At 69.0% G+C, this 16,619-nt stretch carries 18 protein-coding genes; 10 read left to right on the forward strand and 8 right to left on the reverse strand.

The annotated features are described in order from the left end of the window. Positions 1–4: 4 nt before the first annotated feature. The 7 genes from ACWGE0_RS20090 (at position 5) to ACWGE0_RS20120 (ending at position 6,636) form a co-directional block, all read left to right on the forward strand. Positions 5–937, forward strand: a complete 933-nt coding sequence (locus ACWGE0_RS20090) for a hypothetical protein (protein WP_452262401.1) — start codon at positions 5–7, stop codon at positions 935–937. Positions 938–961: 24 nt separating this feature from the next. Continuing rightward, positions 962–1,870: a LysR family transcriptional regulator gene (locus tag ACWGE0_RS20095; protein ID WP_452262402.1), complete on the forward strand. Its 909-nt coding sequence runs from the start codon at positions 962–964 to the stop codon at positions 1,868–1,870. A gap of 115 nt (positions 1,871–1,985) precedes the next feature. Beyond that, the gene (locus ACWGE0_RS20100; protein ID WP_452262403.1) at positions 1,986–3,134 is read left to right on the forward strand and encodes a CaiB/BaiF CoA transferase family protein; all 1,149 of its coding nucleotides are present in this window, start codon (positions 1,986–1,988) and stop codon (positions 3,132–3,134) included. Beyond that, positions 3,131–3,874, forward strand: a complete 744-nt coding sequence (locus ACWGE0_RS20105; protein ID WP_452262404.1) for a crotonase/enoyl-CoA hydratase family protein — start codon at positions 3,131–3,133, stop codon at positions 3,872–3,874. Before ACWGE0_RS20100 ends, ACWGE0_RS20105 begins: the two co-directional genes overlap by 4 nt. 1 nt (position 3,875) lies before the next feature. After that, positions 3,876–4,595: an acetoacetate decarboxylase gene (locus ACWGE0_RS20110; RefSeq protein ID WP_452262405.1), complete on the forward strand. Its 720-nt coding sequence runs from the start codon at positions 3,876–3,878 to the stop codon at positions 4,593–4,595. Beyond that, positions 4,592–5,428 carry a 3-hydroxyacyl-CoA dehydrogenase NAD-binding domain-containing protein gene (locus ACWGE0_RS20115; protein ID WP_452262406.1) on the forward strand — a complete coding sequence of 279 codons (837 nt, stop codon included), beginning with the start codon at positions 4,592–4,594 and terminating at the stop codon, positions 5,426–5,428. Before ACWGE0_RS20110 ends, ACWGE0_RS20115 begins: the two co-directional genes overlap by 4 nt. A gap of 2 nt (positions 5,429–5,430) precedes the next feature. Beyond that, positions 5,431–6,636: an acyl-CoA dehydrogenase family protein gene (locus ACWGE0_RS20120; RefSeq protein ID WP_452262407.1), complete on the forward strand. Its 1,206-nt coding sequence runs from the start codon at positions 5,431–5,433 to the stop codon at positions 6,634–6,636. Positions 6,637–6,642: 6 nt separating this feature from the next. On the opposite strand, the gene ACWGE0_RS20125 is transcribed toward ACWGE0_RS20120, so the two are convergent. The 4 genes from ACWGE0_RS20125 to ACWGE0_RS20140 are packed head-to-tail and all read right to left on the reverse strand — an operon-like array spanning position 6,643 to position 9,605. Further along, entirely contained in the window at positions 6,643–7,671 is a 1,029-nt protein-coding gene (locus tag ACWGE0_RS20125) for an ABC transporter ATP-binding protein (RefSeq protein WP_452262408.1), read from the reverse strand. After that, on the reverse strand, positions 7,668–8,447 hold the full coding sequence (modB, locus tag ACWGE0_RS20130) for a molybdate ABC transporter permease subunit (protein ID WP_452262409.1): 780 nt from the start codon (positions 8,445–8,447) through the stop codon (positions 7,668–7,670). Before modB ends, ACWGE0_RS20125 begins: the two co-directional genes overlap by 4 nt. Next, on the reverse strand, positions 8,444–9,205 hold the full coding sequence (modA, locus tag ACWGE0_RS20135) for a molybdate ABC transporter substrate-binding protein (RefSeq protein WP_452262410.1): 762 nt from the start codon (positions 9,203–9,205) through the stop codon (positions 8,444–8,446). Before modA ends, modB begins: the two co-directional genes overlap by 4 nt. Position 9,206: 1 nt before the next feature. Beyond that, on the reverse strand, positions 9,207–9,605 hold the full coding sequence (locus ACWGE0_RS20140) for a TOBE domain-containing protein (protein ID WP_319963637.1): 399 nt from the start codon (positions 9,603–9,605) through the stop codon (positions 9,207–9,209). Between the two features lie 137 nt (positions 9,606–9,742). Between ACWGE0_RS20140 and ACWGE0_RS20145 the strand changes: the two genes are divergently transcribed. Beyond that, on the forward strand, positions 9,743–10,891 hold the full coding sequence (locus ACWGE0_RS20145; RefSeq protein WP_452262411.1) for an ABC transporter substrate-binding protein: 1,149 nt from the start codon (positions 9,743–9,745) through the stop codon (positions 10,889–10,891). 159 nt (positions 10,892–11,050) lie between these two features. On the opposite strand, the gene ACWGE0_RS20150 is transcribed toward ACWGE0_RS20145, so the two are convergent. Beyond that, positions 11,051–12,016, reverse strand: coding sequence for an aldo/keto reductase (locus ACWGE0_RS20150; RefSeq protein ID WP_452262488.1), 966 nt, complete (start codon positions 12,014–12,016; stop codon positions 11,051–11,053). 178 nt (positions 12,017–12,194) lie between these two features. On the opposite strand from ACWGE0_RS20150, the gene ACWGE0_RS20155 reads away from it, so the two are divergent. Further along, the gene (locus ACWGE0_RS20155; RefSeq protein ID WP_452262412.1) at positions 12,195–13,199 is read left to right on the forward strand and encodes a polyprenyl synthetase family protein; all 1,005 of its coding nucleotides are present in this window, start codon (positions 12,195–12,197) and stop codon (positions 13,197–13,199) included. Here ACWGE0_RS20155 and ACWGE0_RS20160 read toward each other — a convergent pair. Next, a complete protein-coding gene (locus ACWGE0_RS20160; protein ID WP_452262413.1) occupies positions 13,105–13,956 on the reverse strand; it encodes an NAD-dependent epimerase/dehydratase family protein in 852 nt (283 codons plus the stop codon). The two genes, ACWGE0_RS20155 and ACWGE0_RS20160, sit on opposite strands and share 95 nt — an antisense overlap. 16 nt (positions 13,957–13,972) lie before the next feature. Further along, positions 13,973–14,881: an NADP-dependent oxidoreductase gene (locus ACWGE0_RS20165; RefSeq protein WP_452262414.1), complete on the reverse strand. Its 909-nt coding sequence runs from the start codon at positions 14,879–14,881 to the stop codon at positions 13,973–13,975. Positions 14,882–15,021: 140 nt separating this feature from the next. Between ACWGE0_RS20165 and ACWGE0_RS20170 the strand changes: the two genes are divergently transcribed. Further along, a complete protein-coding gene (locus ACWGE0_RS20170) occupies positions 15,022–16,266 on the forward strand; it encodes a LuxR C-terminal-related transcriptional regulator (RefSeq protein WP_452262415.1) in 1,245 nt (414 codons plus the stop codon). Here ACWGE0_RS20170 and ACWGE0_RS20175 read toward each other — a convergent pair. Continuing rightward, positions 16,263–16,604 (reverse strand): iron chaperone, encoded by a 342-nt coding sequence (locus ACWGE0_RS20175; protein ID WP_452262416.1) that lies wholly within the window; start codon positions 16,602–16,604, stop codon positions 16,263–16,265. The genes ACWGE0_RS20170 and ACWGE0_RS20175 overlap by 4 nt on opposite strands. Positions 16,605–16,619: the final 15 nt, after the last annotated feature.

Here is a 16,619-nt window from a genome sequence, read left to right on the forward strand (position 1 = left end):
GTGCATGACGAGAATCCTGATCTCGCTGCTGATCCTCCTGCTCACCCCGATCACCGCGCACGCGTCGACCCGCTGCGAACCGGTGATCATGGGCACCGGCCCCTCGCTGCACCCGGAAGGCGTCACCTACGACCCGATCCGGCACCGGTTCCTGGTCGGCTCCGTCACGCACGGCACCGTCTCCCGCGTCGAGAACGGTCAGGCCCGCACCCTCGTCGACGACCCGTGGCTGATCACCACGATGGGCCTCGCCGTGGACGCCCGCCGCGGCCGGGTCCTCGTCACCAACGCCGACCTGGGCCTCGCCGACCGCAGCAAACCCGAGACCACCAGGGCGTTCGCGGGCTTGGGCATCTACGACCTGCGCACCGGCCGCGCCCTGCACCGCGTCACGCTCGCCACCGGCCCCGGCCACTTCGCCAACGACGTCGCGCTCGCCCCGGACGGCACCGCGTTCGTCACCGACTCCATCTCCGGCACGATCTACCGCGTCACCCCGGACGGCACGTTCTCGACGCTCGTCCAGCACCCCGACCTCGCGCAGCCGTCCACCGGCAGCTGGGGCCTCAACGGCGTCGTGCACGTCGGCGACAAGCTCGTCGCGGCGCTGTCTGGTGCCCGCAAGCTCGCCGTGATCCCGCTGGCGAACCCGCGGAACGTCACCACCATCACGGCCCCGATCGGCGCCCCGGACGGCCTGCTGGCGTTGTCCCGCAACCGCTTGCTGCTCGTCGACAACACCGCCGCCAACCGTGTCGTCGAGGTCCGCACACACGACCGGTGGCAGACCGTCGAGATCGTCCGCGAGGTCGCGTGGCCGGACAAGGCACCCACCACGCTCACGAACACCCCGTGCGGCGCCTACGCCGTGGCGGGCAGGCTGGACGTGTTGCTGGGTGGCGGGCGCAGCGACGAGTTCGTGCTCAGGAAGGTTTGAGCCGGACGGCCTAGTGTTGATCGGGTGGAACTGCTGCATCTGAGGTACTTCGTGGCGGTCGCCGAGGAGCTCAACTTCTCGGCGGCCGCGCGGAAACTGCACATGGCCGCCTCACCGTTGAGCCAGCGCATCAAGGATCTCGAACACGAGCTCGGCAACCAGTTGTTCGACCGCAGCACCCACCACGTGGCGCTGACCGACGCCGGCACCGCCCTGCTGCCCATCGCGCGGGACGTGCTCGACCGGGTCGGGTCCATCAAGTGGCAGCTCGACCAGGCCACGAAACCCAGCCGCGCCACGGTGTTCGTCGGCATGCCCGCCGGGGTCCACCCGGCGCTGCGGGAACGGGTGTCGCTGCTGGCCGAGCGCGTCGAGGAGCGGTTCGAGGTCAAGCGGTGGCCCGGCACGACCACCGACCTCGTCGCGGCGGTGAAGGAGGGGAAGCTCGCGCTCACGCTGGCGCGTCTGCCGGTGCAGGAGGCCTCTCTCGACACCCTGCACGTGATGTCGGAACGACTCGGCGCGGTGGTGCCGGCCGACCAGTTCAAAGGCCGTGAATCGGTCAAACTGGCAGATCTCACCGGACTGGCGTACGCGAAGTCGCCGGAAGAAATGATGCCCGCGTATTTCGAGCAGCTGGACCGGCAATTGGCTGAGCTGGGCATCAAAAAGCGCATTCAGCTGAGCAACACCGGCTACCAGGGCACCTCGGAGATCGTGTCGAGCGGCCTCGGGTTCTCCGTCTCGATGCTCGACGAGGGCAGCGCGATGCGCGGCTACCAGCTGGAGAACATGGCGGTGCTGCCGTTCGAGGACTTCCGCGCGCAGCTCGACACCGGGCTGCTGTGGCGGCGCGACCGGGGTGATTCGGGCGATCTCGCCGAAATCGTGCAGGCCGCACGGGAGGTTTTCGTGGAGCCGCTGGTCAAATGAGGAATGGTATGACCGCTGTGGTCATACCATTGTTCGCGACATGATCGTTCCCTTTCGCTGAATTCGCTACTAGCTTCGGTTGTACAAGAACGAAGCAGGTGCGAAAGGACGAACGATGAAGGACATCACCGCCGGTCCGCTGGACGGCGTGCGCGTGATCGACCTCTCGACCGTGGTGATGGGCCCGTACGCAGCCCAGATCCTCGGAGACCTCGGCGCCGACGTGATCAAGATCGAGTCGCCTGTGGACACCGTCCGCAACGGCCGCTACCGCACCACGCCGGGCATGACGCCGCTGAGCCTCAACGTGAACCGGAACAAGCGCAGCGTCGCCCTGAACCTCAAGGACGAGGACGACCGCGAGAAGGCCCTCAAGCTGATCGACACGGCCGACGTGCTGATCACCAACATGCGCCCCGGCGCGCTGAGCAGGCTCGGCCTCGACTACGCCGACGTCGCCGAGCGCAACCCCGGCCTGATCTACGCCCACGCCCAGGGCTTCCGCGGCGACTCGGACCGCGCCGGCATCGCCGCCTACGACGAGACGATCCAGGGCGCGTCCGGGCTGGTCGACATCGCCAACCGCGCCATCGGGCGGCCCGTCTACCTGCCGACGATCATCGGCGACAAGGTGTCGTCGCTGACCATCGCCTACAGCGTGCTCGCCGCTCTGGTGCACCGGAACTCCACCGGCGAGGGCCAGCGCGTCGAGATCCCCATGGCGGACACGATGATCGCGTTCAACCTCGTCGAGCACCTCGCGGGCCACGCGTTCGTGCCGGAGGAGGGACCGACGGGCTTCAACCTGTCGATGGCCAAGGGCCACCACGCCGTGCACACCAAGGACGGCCTCGCCTGCGTCGTGCCCTACAACCCGCCGAACTTCCGCGACTTCTTCGCCGCCGCCGGGCGTCCCGACCTGGTCGAGGACCCGCGCGTCACCGGCGAGAAGATCGATCCCGGTGACAGCGACGACCTGATGGGCCTCGTCGACGAGTGCGCCTCCGCGCTGACCACCGAGGAGTGGGCCGAGGTGTGCGCGAAGCACAGCATCCCGTTCGGGCCGGTGCTGGAGCTCGACAAGGCGCACGAGGACGACTACGTCCGCGAAGGTCACCTGCTCGACGTCGTGCAGCACCCCACCGAGGGAGCCGTTCGCTCGATCGGCATCCCGGTCAAGTTCTCCGCCACGCCCGCCACCGTCCGCCGGCTCGCCCCGCTGCCCGGCCAGGACACCGCTGAAGTGTTGAAGGAGCTGTCATGAACGAGGTTCGCACCGAGCGCGTCGGTTCGGCACTGCTGATCACGATCGACCGGCCGGCGTCCCGCAACGCCGTCAACGCGGCCGTCGCGGCCGAGCTCTCCGCCGCGCTGGACCAGCTGGAGGCCGATCCGGAACTGCGCGTGGGCGTGCTCACCGGAGCGGGCGGCACGTTCAGCGCGGGCATGGACCTCAGGGCCGCGCTGAAGGGCGAGTCGCCGGAGGTCGCGGGTCGCGGGTTCGGCGGGCTCACCGAGGCCGAGCTGACCAAGCCGCTGATCGCCGCTGTCGAAGGCTTCGCGATGGGCGGTGGGTTCGAGATGGCCCTGGGCTGCGACCTGATCGTCGCCGCCGAGGACGCGAAGTTCGGGCTGCCGGAGGTGAAGCGCGGCCTGATCGCCGCCGGTGGAGGCGTTGTCCGCCTGCCGGAACGGATTCCGCACCACATCGCGATGGAGATCCTGCTGACCGGCGAGCCGATCGACGGCGTTCGCGCCGGGTCGCTGGGCCTGGCGAACCGGGTGGTGCCCGCCGGGGAGACCGCTGCCGTGGCGTTGCAACTGGCCGAGCAGATCGCGCTGAACGCCCCGTTGGCGTTGGCCGCGGTGAAGAGCGTGGTGCGTTCGGCTGATCGTTGGGCCGCGCAACGGGTTGAGATCGCCCGGCTGATGACCTCGGCCGACGTTCGTGAGGGCATGACCGCGTTCGCCGAGCGTCGCGCTCCACAGTGGACGGGGCGCTGACATGCTCGGGATCACGCCTCTGACCGCTCCCGCCTTTCCCGCGGTGCAGCCCCGGTTCTTCGACCGCGAGTACCTGAACATCGTCTACCGCACAGATGCCGACGCGTTGCGCGCCGTGGTGCCCGCGCCGTTGGAGATCGACGAACCGCTTGTCCGGTTCGAGGTCATGAAGATGAACGACGTCACCGGCTACGGCCCCTACACCGAGGCAGGCCAGGCGATCCAGGTGGTGTTCGACGGCGAACGCGGCGAGTACCTGCACGCGATGTACCTGGACAGCTTCGCCGCCACCGCGTCCGGCCGCGAGGTCAGCGCCTACCCGAAGGTGATGGGGTCGCCGAAGCTCTACGCCGACAACGGCGCGCTGGTGGGGACGTTGGACTACGGCACGCTGCGGGTCGCCACCGCGACCATGGGCTACAAGCAGTTCGAACTGGACCGCCGCGAGGCTGAGGCGGAGATCACGGTTCCGACGTTCATGGTGAAGACCATCCCTGACTATGACGGAACGCTTCGGGTCCAGGAGCTCGTGCGCACGGAGATCACCGACGTCGTGGTCAAGGCCGCGTACACCGGCCCGGCGCGCCTGCAGCTGTTCCAGCACGTTCTCGCGCCGCTCGCCGACCTTCCCGTGCTGGAGGTCGTGTCCGCCAGCCACATCATCACCGACCTGACGCTCGCTCCCGCCAAGCCGGTTCACAACTACTTGGAGGAGTCATGACAAAGGTCGCAGTGATTGGTGCAGGTGTCATCGGCCTGTCGTGGGCCAGGTTGTTCGTCGAGCACGGCATGACTGTGCGGGTCACCGATCCGCGTCCGGACCTCGCGGACGTCGTTCCATCAGGCGCGCTCGTGGCGTCGAGTGTTGCGGAAGCCGTGCGGGACGCGGACTTCGTGCAGGAGAACGGTCCGGAGAACCTGGAGTTCAAGAAGAACCTGTTCGCCGAGTTGGTCCGGGAGGCGCCTGCTGACGCGTTGTTGCTCAGCTCGTCGTCCGCCATCCCGTCCACCGCTTTCGCCGAGGGCATCGACGGTTCGCGGATCCTGATCGGGCACCCGTTCAACCCGCCGCACGTGATCCCGCTGGTCGAGGTCGTGCCGGGAGAGCAGACGAGCGAGGACTCCGTTCAGCGCGCCGTCGAGTTCTACCGCTCGCTCGGTCGCACGCCCGTCGTCGAGCGCAAGGAGATCCCCGGTTTCGTCGGCAACCGGCTGCAGGCCGCGCTGTCCCGTGAAGCCGCCTACCTCGTCGAACAGGGCGTGGTGACCCCGGCCGATCTCGACGCCGTCGTGACGAACTCGCTCGGCCTGCGCTGGGCGACCGTCGGCCCGTTCCTCGGCGCCCACCTCGGTGGTGGCCCCGGCGGCTACCGCCACCTCGCCGAGCACATCGGCAAGTCCATGCAGGGCCTGGAGCTCGGCTCCCCGTCCGGCAACCCGGAAAAGCTCATCGAAGCAGTGGAAGACGCTTACGGCTCCTCCACGTACTCGGCGCTCGCCGAGACGCGCGACCGCAAGCAGCTCGCCGTTCTGACGGCATTGGAGGAGAACTGATCATGACTGCGCCTAATTCTTTGGCCATGGAAGACCAGCTGGTGGCCGACTTCTACAACTACGAGGCGCTGCTCAGCGACGAAGAGCGCAAGATCCTGCTGAGCGCCCGCGAGTTCATGGCCACCGAGATCAAGCCGATGGTCAACGAGTACTGGGCCAAGGGCGAGTTCCCTCCCGAGCTGATCGAGAAGTTCCGCGGCGCGGGCCTCACCGCGTTGTCCTACGAGGGCTACGGCGAACACCCCGGAGCCGTCAGCAACCTGCTCACCGGCATGCTGGCCATGGAGCTGACCCGCACCGACGCGTCCGTCGCCACGTTCTTCGGTGTCCACAACGGACTCGCGATGTACTCGATCTACGCGGGTGGTGACCAGGAGCAGCGCGACCGCTGGCTGCCGGCGATGGCGGCGATGGACAAGATCGGCGCGTTCGCGATGACCGAACCGCTCGGCGGCTCCGACGTGGCCGGCGGCATGCGCACCACGGCGAAGCGCGACGGTGACACCTGGATCCTCAACGGCGCCAAGAAGTGGATCGGCAACGCCACGTTCGCCGACTACGTGATCGTGTGGGCGCGCGACCTCGACGACAACCACGTCAAGGGGTTCGTCGTCGAGAAGGGCACGCCCGGCTTCGTCGCGGAGAAGATCGAGGGCAAGATCGCGTTCCGGATCGTGGAGAACGCCGAGATCACGCTCACCGACGTCCGCGTGCCGGAAGCGAACCGGTTGCAGCGCATCAACTCGTTCCGCGACGTGGCCGAGATCCTGCGCGCCACCCGCGGCGGTGTCGCCTGGCAGGCGCTCGGCGTGATGATCGGCGCCTACGAGCTCGCGCTGGCCTACGCCCAGGAGCGCAAGCAGTTCGGCCGCCCGATCGCCCGGTTCCAGATGGTGCAGGACATGCTGGTGAAGTCGCTCGGCAACATCACCGCCTCGTGGGGCATGCTCGTGCAACTGGCCAAGCTGCAGGACGCGGGCATCTTCCAGGACGAGCACTCGTCGCTGGCCAAGGCGTTCGTCACCTCCCGGATGCGCGAGGTCGTCGCCTGGGCGCGGGAGATCTTCGGTGGCAACGGCATCGTGCTCGGCTACGACGTGGCGCGCTTCTTCGCCGACGCCGAGGCGATCTACTCGTTCGAGGGCACCCGCGAGATGAACACGCTGATCGTCGGCAAGGCGATCACCGGGCAGAGCGCCTTCGTGTGATCGCTGCTAGCGGGGATAGGTGTGAATCTCCGTTGCTTTGAGTGAAACCCACAACCTGTCGCCGGGCTGCAACCGCAGCTCGGCGACTGTCGCTGTGGTGATGTCCGCGAGCACGGCGGGGCTGCCGTCGAGATCCACGCGGGTGGTGTGGGCGTGCTGCTCGATCCCGGAAACGACGGCCTGCCAGGTGTTTCGCGGACTACCGGCGGGCTTCTCAGGGTAGAGGCTCACCGCGGACGGCGGGAACACCACGTGCACCGGGCCGTCCGCGGGTTCCGCGATGGTGAGCGTGCCACCGTCGTCGAGGCGGACTTCGGTGCCAGCTGCTGTACCGCGGTAGAAGTTGAGGCCGACGAGGTTCGCGACGTAGTTGGTGCGCGGCTGCCGGACGACCTCGCGCGGTGTGCCCTGCTGGACCACACGGCCTTCTTCGAGGATGACGATCCGGTCGGCGAGAACCATGGCGTCCAACGGGTCGTGGGTGACCAGCAGCGTGTGGCCTGGGTAGTTCTGCAGGTGCCTGCCCAGGTCGGAGCGCACCCGCAGGCGGGTACCGGCGTCCAGCGCGGCCAGGGGTTCGTCCAGCAGCAGCAGTTCCGGTGACGTGGCCAGGGCGCGGGCCAGGGCGACGCGCTGGGCCTGGCCGCCGGACAGCGTGCGGGGCTTGGCCTTCGCGAACTCGGCGAGCCCGACCTGGGTGAGCCAGCGCAGCGCGATCGCGTTGGCCTCGGCCTTGCGGGTGCCGCGGGCGCGCAGGCCGAACGCGACGTTGTCGAGCGCGCTCATCGTCGCGAACAGCAGGTAGTCCTGGAAAACCACGCCGATGGGCCGTTTCTCGGCGGGCAGTGTGTCCCAGGTGGACTCGCCGGTGCTGATCCGGCTGCCGTCGAGCAACCCGGCCAGGGCGCGCAGGGCCGTGGTCTTGCCGGCACCGTTGGGGCCGAGCAACGCCACGACCTCGCCCGGCTCGATCGCGAGGTCGAGCTCGAGCGAGAAGCCGCCGCGTTGAACGCGGAGTTCGGCGTGCAGAGTCATGCGCGGATCCACTTGTCTCGCAGCCCGGCCAGCACGGCGACGGACACCAGCAGCAACACGATGCTGAGCACGATCGCGGCGTCCGGGTCGGTCTCCAGCGCCAGGTACACGGCCAGGGGCATGGTCGTCGTCTTGCCGGGGAAGTTGCCGGCGAACGTGATCGTCGCGCCGAACTCGCCGAGCGCACGCGCCCAGCACAACACGGTTCCCGCGACGACACCCGGCATGACACTGGGCAGCGTCACCCGGCGGAACGTCAGCCAGCGCGAGGCACCGAGCGTGGCAGCGGCTTCTTCGTACCGCGGATCGGCGGCCCTGAGCGCGCCCTCGACCGAGATGACCAGGAACGGCATCGCGACGAACGCCTCGGCGAGCACGACTCCCGTGGTGGTGAAGGGAAGTGAGAGGCCGAACCACTGGTCGAGGTACTGGCCGACCAGCCCGCGCCGCCCGAGCACCAGCAGCAGCGCGACACCGCCCACCACTGGCGGCAGGACCAGCGGAACCGTGACGAGCGCACGCAGAACGCCCCGTCCCGGCAGTTCGCTGCGCGCTAGCAACCACGCGAGCGGCACGCCGAGGACGAGGCAGACGATCGTGGCGAGCGAGGCGCAGATCAGGGAAAGCTTCAGCGCCTCACCGACCTCCGCGCTGAACAGCTGGGACGGCAGGGTCGCCCAGGGAGCCTCGACGAGCAGACCCGCCAGCGGCACGAGCAGGAAGGCGAGCCCGACCAGCGCGGGCAGGACCAGGACGACCGGCAGCCTCGATCTCACGGCGCCGCGAAACCGGCTTCGGTCAGGATCTTTCGACCCTTGTCGGACAGCACGTAGTCGACGAATGCCTTGGCCGCAGCGGCGTTCGGTGCCTTGGCGGTCGGCGCGATCGGGTAGTCGTTGACCACCTTGCCGGCCTCCGCGAAGTCCAAGCCCTCGACCTTGGCGTTGGCCTTCACGTCCGTGCGGTAGACGAGTGCCGCGTCCACTTCACCCAGCGACACCTTGGTGAGCACGGCCTTCACGTCCTGCTCCAGCGTGTCCGGCGCGGCCGTGATCTTGGCCGCATCGAACACCTTCTTCGACGCCGCACCGCACGGCACCTGCTCCGCGCACAACGCGATCTTCAGGTCCGCCTTGGCGAAGTCCGCCAGCCCGGTGATCTTGCCGGGATTTCCCTTGGGCACCGCGATCTGCAGCGTGTTCTTGGCGAACGTCGTCGGCGTCGCCGTGATCGCCCCGGTATCGGTCACCTGCTTCATGTTCGCCGGCGCCGCGGACGCGAACACGTCGGCCGGCGCGCCCTGGTTGATCTGCTGCGCGAGCGCCGAGCTGCCGGCGAAGTTGAACGTGACCTTCGAACCGGGGTTCGCCGCCTCGAACTCCTTGCCCAGCGTCTTGAACGACTCGGTGAGCGACGCGGCCGCGAACACCGTGATCTCGCCGGTGACACCGGTGCTCGCCGGGGTGGTCGCCGGCGCCTGCGATCCGCAGCCCGCCAGCACCAGCGCCGCCGCGACTGCGAGCACTCTCTTCAACTCAGGCCTCCGGGATCTCGACGACGACGTGGGTGGACTTGATGGAGGCGACGGCGACACTGCCCACCTCGAGACCGAGCTCGTCCGCGGACTCGCGGCTCATCAGCGAGGTGATGCGGAACGGCCCGGCCTGCATGTCGACCTGGGCCATGACCCCGTCCTTGATGACCCGCGTGACGATGCCCTTCATCCGGTTGCGGGCAGAAGCCGCGACCGTCGCGCCAGGCTCGGCGATGTCCGTCATGGTCTGGGCGAACGCGGCGAGCTCCGTCCCGCTGACCCCCTTGCGCCCGTTGTCGAGCACAACGGACTCCAGGCGTCCCTGATCTATCCACCGGCGCAGGGTGTCGTCACTGACCCCGAGCAGCGCGGCGGCCTCACTGATCCGCAGATTCGGCACAAATTGGAGCATATATCCGCGTCTGCGGAACTCTCAAGCACGAAAGTCCTAGTTGTCGCGGTAACCCGACTTATCGGTGGCGTCTCACCTCGTGACCATCGGCGCTTCGCATCACCGCCGATGCTCATAGGGGAGTCATGCTTTCCAGGGTCGTAGCCGTCGTCCTCCTGCTCGCCACCGGATGTGCCGCGGAGCAGGGCGCCGGTCCCAGCGGCGAACCCGTCAAGATCGGATACCTCAACAACGCGTCCGGTGCGTTCGCCGTGCCGGAGCTGCAGACCGGCGCCGAGGTCGCCGTCGCCCACCTCAACCGCGGGGGCGGGGTCCGCAACCGTCCGTTCGAGCTCGTCACCTGTCCCACCGACGGCACGCCCGAGCAGTCCGATCAATGCGCCGCGAAGTTCGTCGCGGAGAAGGTCGAAGTGGTCGTGCAGGGCGTGGACACCGGCGCCGACGCCGCGATGCCCAAGCTCGCCGAGGCCGCCATTCCACTGGTCGGGCACGTGCAGTTCACGCCAGGCCTGATGAACCACAAGAACGCCTTCTTCTTCGGCGCCGCCGCCGTCGCGTACGGCACCGCGGCGCTCAAGTACTACGCCGACCAGGGCGTGCGAACGGTGGCCTGGCTGCTGCCCGAGTCACCGGCCACGCACGCCTTCACCGACACCGTGCTCGCCCCGGCCGCCCAGTGGTTCGGCCTCGGCTACCGCTCGGTCTACTACCCGGCGGACCGCCCGGACTGGGAGAGCCTCGCCCGCACCGTCATGACCGCGGAGGCGTCGGGCAGCATCGCCGCCACCGAAGAGCAGTGCACGCACATCGTCAGGGCGTTGCGGGAAGCCAGTTACGACGGGCGGATCCTCGCCGCGTCGTGCACCGGGTTGCAGAAGTCCGTGGGGAACCAGTCGATCGGCGTCGAGCTGTCCGCCGACTTCTGGCACCCCACGGACCCGCTGTCCGCGCCACCCGCGAACCAGGACGAGATCGAGGAGTACCGGCAGGCCATGAAGGACGCCGGTCACGACGAACCCGTCGCGGGCGCCGTGGTGTCGTTCGCGGACATCATGACGCTCGCGCGGGTGTTGTCCACTTCGGACGGTACGCCGGAGCAGGCGTTGCGGGCCGTGAAGAACCTCGACAGCTTCCTCGGCCCGCAGATCACCTGCGACCACGCCTGGTTCGGCAACTCGGCGTGCAGCACCGCCGTGCTGTTCTACCGGTTCCAGCCGAACGGGGCGCTGAAAGCCCAGATCCCCGACTTCATCGAGGTGGCGAAACTGGGCTAGTGGCGTGACCCGGAACGTTGGCGAGGTAATCCACGCTCAGCAGGGCACCTCGCGGCACCGCCCCCGCGCCCCCGTACAACCAGTACGACGGCGCGGGGGCGGCACCACGATGTACCCGTCTGACCGCGAATTCCCCCGGCAACGTTCCGCGCCACACCACTAGCTGTGTCCGGCGATGCGGTGCGGCACATACGCTTCCTCCAGCAGTCGCACCTCGTCGTCGGTCAGCGAGACCTCCAGCGACGCCACCGCGTCGTCGAGCTGCGCGGGCTTGGTCACGCCGAAGATCGGGGCCGTGACCACGGGGTTGCGGTGCAGCCAGGCCAGCGCGACCTGTGCCCGCGACACACCACGGGCGGCAGCCACCGCGGCCACCTGTTCGACGATCACGCGGTCGGAGTCGTTGTACAAAGTGGACCCGAACTCGTCGGTCTCGGCGCGCGCCGTGGACGCGTCCCACTCGCGGGTCAGGCGGCCGCGGGCCAGCGGACTCCACGGGATCACGGCGATGCCCTGGTCCGCGCACAGCGGCAGCATCTCGCGCTCCTCCTCGCGGTAGAGGAGGTTGTAGTGGTTCTGCATCGACACGAACTTCGTCCAGCCGTTCTGCCGTTGCGTGAACAACGCCTTGGCGAACTGCCACGCGTACATGGACGACGCACCGATGTAGCGCGCCTTGCCGGACTTCACCACGTCGTGCAGCGCTTCGAGAGTCTCCTCCAACGGGACGGACGCGTCGAAACGGTGGATCTGGTACAGGTCCACGTAGTCCGTGCCCAGGCGGCGCAGCGAGTTGTCGATCTCGGCGAAGATCGCCTTGCGGGACAGGCCGGCGCCGTTCGGGCCCTGGTGCATCCTGCCGTGCACCTTGGTGGCGAGCACGATCTCCTCGCGGTTGCCGAACTCCCGCAGAACGCGGCCGGTGATCTCCTCCGAGGAGCCGTCGGAGTAGACGTTGGCGGTGTCGAAGAAGTTGATGCCGGCGTCGAGCGCGGCCTTGATGAACGGCCGGGAGTCCTCCTCCGGCAACGACCACGGATGGCCGCCCCTCGACGGTTCTCCGTAGCTCATCATGCCGAGGCAGATCTCGGACACGTCCATGCCGGCGAGCTTGGTGTAGCGCATGGTCAGCCCCTCAGGGAAAAAGACGGTCACGGTCGGGTGATGGCGGCGACTACCCGTTCAACATCAACCTAGTCGCGCTCGCCGGATCGTGCCTCTCTTCAACACGAGAGTGGCAACCGCGCATGTGTGGTTGACCAGCGGGTTTAGCTTCATTTCCCGGGGTCTGAGAGGAATGCGCATGACGAGCATCGACGTGGTCGCGCCACCGCAGGACGTGCTGGAGCGCACCCGGACCATGGTCGAGCCGCTGCTGCACGCCGTGCTGGCCCAACTGCCGGACGAAACCCGCGAGGTGGTCGAGTACCAGCGGCCGGACTTCGCCACCGCGGCCCTCACACTGCTGGCCGCCGAGACGGTCGGTGACGTGGGCAACGCGATCCGGGTCGCCGTCGCCCTCGAACTGGCGCACCAGCACGAACAGCTGCACGCGGACCTGATGTCCCGTGCAGTCAGTCACGGCCACCAGCCGAGCGCGTGGGTGGAGTTCGGCGACGACCGGGTCGTGTCGGCGGCGGACGCGTTGCTGTCGCTCGCCTTCGCCCAGCTCACCAAGGCCGAGGTGATGGTCCTCAACGTCGCGCTGCTGTCCGTTGTGGACGGTTATGTCCAGGAACTCGAGATGGACGAACGGGACGACGTCGACATGGCCGAACATTTGGGCGTGGCGGCGGCGAAGCACTCCGCGCTGACGGCCTGCGCGTGCGAGCTGGGAGCCCTGGCCGCCGGTGCGAGCAGGAGCCAGGCCGGCCACCTCCGGGAGTTCGGCGACGACATCGGCCTGGCGCGCAAGCACGTGGACGACGTGCTGGCCATCTGGGGCGGCGCCACCGTCAGCGGCCGCCCGCTCTACGACGACCTCGCGCACCGCCGCCGCACCCTGCCGGTCGTGGCCGCGATCAACGCCGGCACCGACGTCTACGCGACGAATGCAGAGCCCCGCGAACTGGCCCGACTGGTCGAGGAGGCCGGCGGGCGGAAGTGGTGCGAGCAGCAGGCCGAACTGCTGCTCGCCCGCGCCCTCAACCACCTGCGGCAGGTGAAACCGAGGGCGCGGGCGGCGGACGAGCTGTTCGGGCTCGCCAGGGAGGTCACGACCGCCAGGTGTGCGCGGGCTCGAACCCCAGCACCCGTCGTGCCTTCTCAATCGACAGCAGAGTCTCGTGCGGACCAAACTCTCGCTTGAGCGGTACGCCGGGATAGACCTTCGCCACCAACTCGTCGTTCGGCGTCGTCATGCACGTGTCGGCGTTGGCGATGATGAACACGTCGAATCCCGTCGCTTCGTGCGTCAACGCCTTCCGCACGGCCTGAGCCCCGTCACGCGCGTCGATGTACGACCAGAGGTTCCACTTGCGCGAGAGAGGGTCGGCGTCGAACGGGAAACGCTCGTAGTCGTGCGGCTCCATGACGTTCGAGAACCGCAACCCGATGATCTTCATCTCGGGCTCCCACCGGCAGAACTGCTGGGCGAGCGTCTCGTCGACCAGCTTGCCCAGCGAGTACGACGTCTCCGGCCGTCCCGCGTACTCCTCGTCGATCGGGATGTACGGCGGGGGAGTGTCGAACGGCAGACCGAGCACCGTCTCGCTGGACGCCCACACGACATTGCGCACGCCGGCCAGCCGTGCCGCCGCAAACACGTTGTACGTGCTCGTCACGTTGTTGTGGAACGTGCGCGCGTTGGGCGCCACACCCGGCCCCGGAATCGCTGCCAGGTGCACCACGGCGTCCAGCCCGGCGTACCTGTCGTCGATGCCGCTGATCGCCTCCACGACCTGGCCGTAGTCGGTCAGGTCGACCCGCGTGAACTCACACCCCTGAGCTGCGGGCGGAGTGGCCTGGTCGAGGTTGTGGACCTCCCAGCCGTGCTCCAGCAGGTCGGCCACGACAGCTCGCCCGAGCTTGCCGCTGCCACCGGTCACCGCGACGCGTTGAGTCATGAGTCAAATTATTGCCTCACGACGACGTCCGCAGCACGATCTTGCCCGCGGCGTGACCGGTCGCGACCAGTTCCTGCGCCTTGGCGGCGTCGGCCAGCGGAAGGCTCTGCGCGACCCGCACCGCGAGCTTGCCGTCGGCGGCGAGGCGCGCGTACTCGGTGAGCCGGTCGCCGAACGGGCCACCGCCACCGGAGAACGTGACGCCCAGGTCGGCGGCCTGGGGGTCGGCGATGGTGATGATCCGGTCGGTGCCGCCGCGCAGCTCGATCGACATCGGCAGGTCGCCCTGCCCGGCAGCGTCGTAGACGGCGTCGACGCCCTGCGGTGCGGCGGCGCGGACGCGGTCGGCGAGGCCTTCCCCGTAGGCGACCGGCACGGCGCCCAACGAACGCAGGTAGTCGTGGTTGCGGGGAGAAGCGGTACCGATGACCGTGGCACCGCGGGCCACCGCGAGCTGGACGGCGACGGCGCCGACCACGCCGGCGGCCCCGTGCAGCAGGAGCGTGTCGCCCTCGCCGACCTTCAGGGCGTCGAGCACGCGGACGGAGGTCTCGACGGCCACGGGCAGTGCGGCGGCGGTGTCCCAGTCGAGGCCGGCGGGCTTCAGCGCGAAGTCGGAGGCCAGCGCGTACTCGGCGTAGGCGCCGGTGACGGTCCAGCCCATGACCTCGTCGCCCACCGCGACGCCGGTGACGCCCTCGCCGACCTCGTCGACGACGCCGACCGCCTCCACTCCGGGCGTGACCGGGAACGGGGGCGTCATCTGCGGTGGCATCCACCCGTTGCGGATCTTGTGGTCGAGCGGGTTGACTGCCGCGGCGACGACTCTCAACCGCACCTGTCCCGGTCCGGCGTGCGGCTCGTCGACCTCGTTCAGGCTCAGCACTTCCGGGCCGCCGAACGTGGTGTAGGTGATCGCCTTCATCTCTGACTCCCAGTGCTCGTCATTTGGTTGACGTGTCAACGCTACCGAGAGCAGAGTTCTTCCTGTCCCAGCACTTCGGCTAGTCCCACCTAGCCGAAAGGCCAGCCGGATGCTCGTCTGGGCGGGCTACGCTGGTCACCATGGACCTGCTGGCCGCCGCCGACGTGATCCGGGCACCGCTGAGCGAGACGCTGTCGCGGGTGTCGGCGGCGATCACCGGCGCCATTCCGCACCAGGCCGTGGCCGAGCTGTCCAACTGCTCGTTCGCGCCGTTCAAACTCCGCGGCGAGACGCCGGTGACGATCACCGACATCGCCGCGTTGCGTCCCCTGCTGCCGGACACGGGAGCCTGGCAGGGGCGGGCGGTCATGGCCGGGGTCGACGTGCCGGTCGTGGTGCTGGCGAGCGACGTGTCCGAACCGAGTGCGCTGCTCGTGCTCCTGCGCACCGACGACACCCCGGTCGCCGAAGAGGTGCTGGCGCCCGCTGTCGCGTTGTGGAACGTGGTGACGGCGTACATGGAGGGCATGCGCAACGAGGCGGTGCCCGCGACGCTTGCGGTGTCCCGGGCGGCCGCCGCGGCACGTGCCGTCGCCATCTCCGATCTCGGCGACGCGTACGGCGCCTCGCTGACCGCGCTGCTCGGTGTGCTGCGCGACCACGGCGTGGACGACGCGACCGCCCGCTCACGGTCCGTCGACCTCGCCGTCACCGCGCTGGTCGAACTGCGGTCGCGGGCCGAACTGGACCGGGAGCAGACCGAGGAACGGGCGGGAGAGGCCTTCGAACGGCTCGCCGAGTCGTTGCGCCGGGTGCTGCGCGGGCGCGACGTGCGCCTGGACCTCGGCACGCCCGGCGCGGAAGAGGGCGCGGACCGAATCGTGCCGACCGGGATCTCCGCCACGGCCGCCGCGGTGGTCAGGTCGGCCGTGCACGCGATGCTGGACGACCAGGGCGGCGTCGGCCGCGTCCACATCGGCTGGAAGATCGTCGGAACCGTGCTGCGGGCGACCGTGCGCGATGACGGTCCCGGCACCCTGTCCTGCGGCAGCCTCGACCGGCGCCGGGTGCCGGAACGCCTCGGGCCGCTCGGCGGCAAGGTCGAGGTCGACGCGGTGCCGGGCTGGGGCGCGACCGTGACGATCGAGGTGCCGCTCGGCCCACCGGAGAACCCGCGCGAGGACCCGCTGACCGTGCTGGGCGCGCGGGAGCTGGAGGTGCTCGGCCATCTCGCCCGCGGCCGCCGCAACCGCGACATCGCCGGTGACCTGCACATCAGCGAGTCCACGGTGAAGTTCCACGTGGCGAAGATCCTGGAGAAGCTGGCCGTCGGCTCCCGCGGCGAGGCGGCCGCCCTGGCCCACGAGTGGGGCGCTGCCCGCTAACCGATCTCGTCGATCCGGTGCTGGATCAGGTCCCGGACGACGTCATCCGGCAGCGGGCTGTCCGGCGTGAACCGGATCGTGCCCTTGGAGAGTGAGAAGCCGGTCAGCCGGTCGCGCACCGCGTCCACGGCGGCCGGGCTGAACGGGAACACGGCCAGGTGATCTTTCGAGGCCTTGAATCCGAGCAGCGGCTTGCCGTGGTGCCGCAGCGCCGCCATGCCGTAGCTCATGCCCTGCTCGGCGTCCGGCACCGACTCCTCGGCCAGCGCGCGGACCCGTTCGAACGCGGCCCGCGCCGGAGCGTCGAGTCCGGCGAAGTAGTCGTCGACAGCGGCCATGGCGGCCACGCTACC

The organism is Lentzea sp. NPDC054927, from assembly GCF_053610285.1.